General features: G+C 58.7%; 2 protein-coding genes. One reads left to right on the forward strand and one right to left on the reverse strand.

The genetic code is table 11. The features are described from left to right. The first annotated feature begins 164 nt into the window (after positions 1–164). Positions 165–1,223, forward strand: coding sequence for a helix-turn-helix domain-containing protein (locus ACXJ7R_RS31775; protein WP_457155266.1), 1,059 nt, complete (start codon positions 165–167; stop codon positions 1,221–1,223). Between the two features lie 302 nt (positions 1,224–1,525). Here the strand turns inward: ACXJ7R_RS31775 and ACXJ7R_RS31780 are convergent. Further along, positions 1,526–1,751, reverse strand: a 226-nt coding sequence (locus tag ACXJ7R_RS31780; RefSeq protein WP_457155267.1) for a PDZ domain-containing protein, incomplete at its 5' end; no start/stop codon positions are given.

Consider the following 1,751-nt stretch of genomic DNA (forward strand, 5'->3'; position numbering starts at 1 on the left):
GTACATTCACCATTACAATCGATCGCGACGTCCAATCACAAACCAAAGAATGAGCAGTTCAGACCAATACTCTAAGTCCACCTACGGATGTAGAATGGAGTAAATCATCACCGGCGCTCTACGCTGACATCAGATGGGATAACCCGAAGGATGTGCGCCAAGCCATGTTGATGAATCCTGCCTCCCGCGACATCGATTYACCCGCGATTGCTGCCTTCGCGGCCAATGCTCGGCGACCGGAGCAAACGGACCCATTCTTGTCGGCGGATTGGCGCGCTCCGTTCAACGGCGGAAAGGCACAGCGTACCAACTCCGTGGCGCATGCGCAGTTCGGGCGCCGGAGCGCCGATGGGGCCGATTGCCGTGTCGAGATATCTTCAGGCGACGCGGTGAGCAGTCGCACGGTGATTTCGGATGGGATAGTTGCCGAGGTGGTCCAAGCCGCCGGTCATGACAAATTCGAATTCCGGTTTCGCGCGCCCATGCACTTGCTGGTGGTCTACGAGCAGGGCACGCGCCGAGACGGTGACACCTTCGTCGAAGGTTTGCCCCGGTCGAAACTGCGGGATTTTGGTCGCCGGCTTACCTTGGTGCCCGCCGGTCGCGAATATCTCGAATGGCATGCGCCGCGGACGGCTGCGCGTCTCATGTTTGTCTATCTTGATCCTGCCAAGCTGCAAGTTCCGTCCAACGCTGGCATGACCGATGTGACGTTCGTTGCGAAGCTCTTCTTTGAGGACRCAACGCTTTTGGGCACCGCCCTCAAACTGATGAGGTCGCTCGAAAGTCCAAACCTGGAGAATTGGCGTTACCTGGAAGCACTGGGCATCGTCCTGGCTCATGAGTTGGTCCGTTTCCACGAGAGAACGCCGAGAGCCGAACCTCAGCTTCGAGGGGGACTTGCGGCTTGGCAGGAGCGGGTAGTAAAGGCCCATATCGAGGCCCATTTGGGCGAACCGGTACCGCTCGCCACTCTCGCGGAGCTTTCCCGGTTGAGCCCATGTTATTTTTGCCGCGCCTTCAAGCTTTCTTTTGGGATGCCTCCGCATCGGTATCATATCAACCGTCGAATCGAGCATGCCAAAGGTCTCCTTGCGACGCGGGCTCATTCGGTGACGGACATCGGATTGACTGTCGGATACAGCGAAACCAGCTCATTCACGGCCGCTTTTCGCAAGGCGACCGGCCTGACGCCGAGTGCTTACCAGCGGAGCCTTGGATAGGCCCTGGACGGCCCGGCTGGCTGGGACCCGGCCTGGCTGGGAATTGCGCAGTTCTYGAAATTCGACCCTGAAGTCGGCGCTCTTCGATCGAGACTTCGTCCTGGCTGTCACCTTCCCCGGCCTTGATCGGAGATGTGGGTTCTTGGCGCAATTGACGGGCGAGTTTTCTCCGCCCGATCCGCCACTTCCGTTTGATCGCTCTCGCCGAGCAACTCGGTGACCGCATTTCGTCCCCTCAGGAGACTGAAATCGTTTCGCGTCAATATGACGTACCATTCCGGCGGTTTTGGCATCCTCACATTTCAACCATTGCCGCATGGCACAGCGATGAACGTCTGCTGGTCGCCGCGCTTGACCAGCAGCAGCGCCGACTTCTTGCTGGATTTTGCTGCGACACTAATGGCTTGGCTGGTGTCCTTCGCCGTCTTCACCGGCACGCCATTGACCGAGATGATGATGTCGCCCAATTCGATGCCGGAGGTGGCTGCCGGCTGGTCCGGATCGACACCCTCGACCACGGCACCATAA

The sequence above is a fragment of the Mesorhizobium sp. P5_C1 genome, assembly GCF_054049815.1.